Source organism: Mesorhizobium shangrilense, assembly GCF_040537815.1.
GTDB classification, from domain to species: Bacteria; Pseudomonadota; Alphaproteobacteria; order Rhizobiales; family Rhizobiaceae; genus Mesorhizobium; species Mesorhizobium shangrilense.
This window is the reverse complement of record NZ_JBEWSZ010000035.1, coordinates 1-3,112: the sequence shown is the minus strand read 5'-3', so window position 1 is coordinate 3,112 and position 3,112 is coordinate 1. Positions and strand designations below refer to the sequence as shown.

Here is a 3,112-nt window from a genome sequence, read left to right as displayed (position 1 = left end):
AACGATCATGGTCTCGTAGCCGACGAAGACGCGGAGTTTGTCACCCACGCGCTGCACCAGTTCACTCACCTGGGTAATGACGCCGGAGCTGTCCTTGATGGCGACCACGGTTGGCAGCGCGGAGAGCTGCTCCACGAGGGCCGGGGTGATGTCGACGCCGGCGCGGCGCGGGCTGTTGTAGAGCATCAGCGGCAGCGGGGTGTTGCGGGAGATGTACTCGAAGAAGGCCACGATCTCACGCGGGCTCGGCATAGCGTAGATGGGTGGCAGGATCATGCCGCCTGCGCAGCCCGCCCCCACTGCCGTCTGACACGCCTCCAGCACATCCTCGACACGCAGGTCGGCGACGCCCGCAAGCACGGGCACGCGGCCGGCCACATGATCAACTGTCAGCTTGTAGAGGCGCGCGCGCTCCGCTTTGGTGAGAGCATAGAATTCGCCGGTGCTACCAGCCGCCACCACGCCCTGTGCGCCGTTAGCGATTGCATCGTCAACGAGTTCTTTATAACGCGTTTCATTGATGGAGCCATCGGCTCCGAAGGGAGTGACGAGAACGGGGAAGATACCGCCCCAGTTTACATCGGCCATGATCGATTGTCCTTTGTTGGGAGTTTTGTTGAAGGTGCGTCGGCCGCGGCCGTGAGAGGGCCGAGAAGGCGGGCTTGTTCAGTGAAGCGGCCGACGAAGGCCGCGAGCCTCGGGTTTGCGCCTGACAGCAGGAGTTCACGCGGAGCGCCGCTGGCGGCGACAACGCCCTGGTCCATGAAGACCACCCGATCGGCCAACTCATAGGCGAAGCCGATCTCATGGGTGACGATAACCATGGTCATGCCGTCGGCGGCGAGCTGACGGATTGCAGCGAGCACGTCGCCCACCAGTTCCGGGTCCAGCGCCGATGTCGGCTCGTCGAACAGCATGATGGTGGGCTGCATGGCAAGTGCGCGGGCGATGGCGATCCGCTGCTGCTGGCCGCCCGACAACTGTGACGGGTATTTATGCCCGGCGTCGGGAAGACCCATGCGGGTGAGGAGTTCGTGAGCCTGTACCTCGGCTTCGGCGCGCGGCACTTTCTTCACCACCAGCGGGGCTTCGATGATGTTCTGCAACGCGGTACGGTGAGGAAACAAGTTGAAGTTCTGGAACACCATGCCGGTCTTCACGCGCGCGGCGTTTACCTGCGCGTTAGAGAGCTTCAGCCGCGCGGTCGCCGTGCAGCGGAAAAGGGGCGCGCCCTCGATGAGGATCTCGCCCTGGTCGGGCTCCAACAACAAGTTCATGCAGCGCAGCAGCGAGGTCTTGCCCGAGCCGCTGGCGCCGATCAGACAGACCACCTCACCGCGGCGGACGTCAAGGTCGACGCCCCGTAGGACATGGTGCGTCCCGAAGGACTTCTCGATGCCGCGTACGCTCAGAACGACTTCTGTGGATGTTGCGGTTATCACGCGGCCTCCTTGCGCTCGAACCGGCGCGAAAGAGCGCTGAGGGGGAACAGGATGAGGATAAAGATGCCGCCGATGACGGTGTAGACCTCCATTGGCCGGTAGGTGAAACTGGCAATGTAGCCCGCCTGGTAAAGCAGATCGGGGATGGTCAGCACCGAGAGGAGCGTGGTGTTCTTGAGCTGCATGATGGTCTGGCCCACCAGCGGCGGCACCATGCGGCGCAAAGCCTGCGGCAGGATGATACGCTTCATGCGCTGGAAGTAGCCCATGCCCAGAACCACTGCGGCGTCGGTCTGGCCACGGTCGATGGACTGGACACCGGCGCGCAGGATCTCGGCATAGAAGCCGCTGGCATAGAACCCGAGACCGAGAATCCCCGCCGTTTCCTTGCCGATCTGGATCTGAAAGAAGATTGGCAGGGCATAGTAGATCCACATGAGCAACACCAGCAGCGGGATGTTGCGGAAGAATTCCACCCAGATGCGGCCGGTCCAGCGCGTCAGCCGCCACGGAGTGAGTTGGAGCAGCGCCACGAAGAGACCGATCGCGAGGCCGATGGCGCAGGTATAAATCGTGTATTTCAGCGTTATGAGCAGGCCGAAGGCAAGAATGTCCCAATTCGCGAGGACGACGGACGGATCGAATTTCATAAGCGCGCTCCGTCAGCCGGGAAGGAAACCGGCGGACAGCGGATCATCCGCTTCCAGCACCAGGGTGGAAAATGCGCTGATATGAGCCATGCCGCGCACCTCTGGGATCACGGCGGGCTGGCCGTCCTTGCCCTGAGCCAACTCCGCGACCTTGGCCGCGAAGGGCACCCCAAGGATGTTTTCGGCCCGGTAAGGGGCGCCAGTCGCCAACTCCCCACGAGCGTGAAGCTGGGCCAGCCGTGCGGAGGTACCGGTGCCGCAGGGCGAACGGTCGAACTTGTTGCTTGCCAAAATCACCAGATGGCGGGCGCCGCCCACGATGGCGCGATGGAACAGCACGCTGCCGACCTGCAGGTGACCGCTTGCAGAGTTAAGCCCCTGCTTGATAGCCACCCCTGCGTGGCACCAGCGGCTGGCGTGGTCGATGTCGAAGGGAAGATCGACCTGGCTTGCATCAACCAGGGCATACATGATGCCGCCATAGGCGATGTCGCAGGTCACCTTGCCGAGGCCATCGATCTCGACGGCTACATCGGCGGAGGCGAGATAGGATGGCACGTTGCGTAGGACCACTGAGGTCAGCTGGCCAGCCTCGAAGGTACCGGTCACATGGACGATACCCGCCGGGGTCTCGATGGACATGCCGGTTTGTTCAAAGCCCTGCGGCAGAGCGCCCGTGGCGGCCAAGCTGGCGATGTAGCCGATCGTGGCATGGCCGCACATGTCGAGGTAGACGTAGGAGGAGATGAAGAACAGCCCCTGATCCGCATCGCGGGAGGGCACGGGCACCGCTGCCACCATGGCGGCATGCCCGCGCGGTTCGTGAAGCAGCAGTCCCCTCAACCCATCATGGACCGCCCGGAAATCGTCCCGCTGTTCGCGCACACTGTGCCCGCGCAACGGAGGGATGCCCGAGATGACCGTGCGAGTCGGGTGCCCTGCGGTATGGCTGTCGATGACGGAGAAGAGACGGCTCGTGCGCATGGCGGTCAGCAGTACTTGCCGGACTGGGGAACTACC

Annotated in this window: 4 protein-coding genes; all 4 read right to left on the bottom strand. The window is 63.3% G+C overall.

The features are described 5' to 3' along the window. Positions 1-588: dihydrodipicolinate synthase family protein (locus ABVQ20_RS40345; RefSeq protein WP_354465413.1), on the bottom strand; the 588-nt coding region annotated here is incomplete at its 3' end. Further along, positions 576-1,439 (bottom strand): amino acid ABC transporter ATP-binding protein, encoded by an 864-nt coding sequence (locus ABVQ20_RS40340; RefSeq protein WP_258600271.1) that lies wholly within the window; start codon positions 1,437-1,439, stop codon positions 576-578. The genes ABVQ20_RS40345 and ABVQ20_RS40340, both read right to left, overlap by 13 nt. Then, on the bottom strand, positions 1,439-2,092 hold the full coding sequence (locus tag ABVQ20_RS40335; protein ID WP_292493134.1) for an amino acid ABC transporter permease: 654 nt from the start codon (positions 2,090-2,092) through the stop codon (positions 1,439-1,441). The genes ABVQ20_RS40340 and ABVQ20_RS40335 overlap by 1 nt, the downstream gene beginning before the upstream one ends. A 12-nt stretch (positions 2,093-2,104) precedes the next feature. Continuing rightward, positions 2,105-3,112, bottom strand: a 1,008-nt coding sequence (locus tag ABVQ20_RS40330) for a proline racemase family protein (protein ID WP_354465411.1), incomplete at its 5' end; no start/stop codon positions are given.

Bases quoted from the DNA above. Each gene is read 5' to 3' on its own strand.
- ABVQ20_RS40335 (WP_292493134.1), bottom strand. From the start codon at position 2,092: ATGAAATTCGATCCGTCCGTCGTCCTCGCGAATTGGGACATTCTTGCC.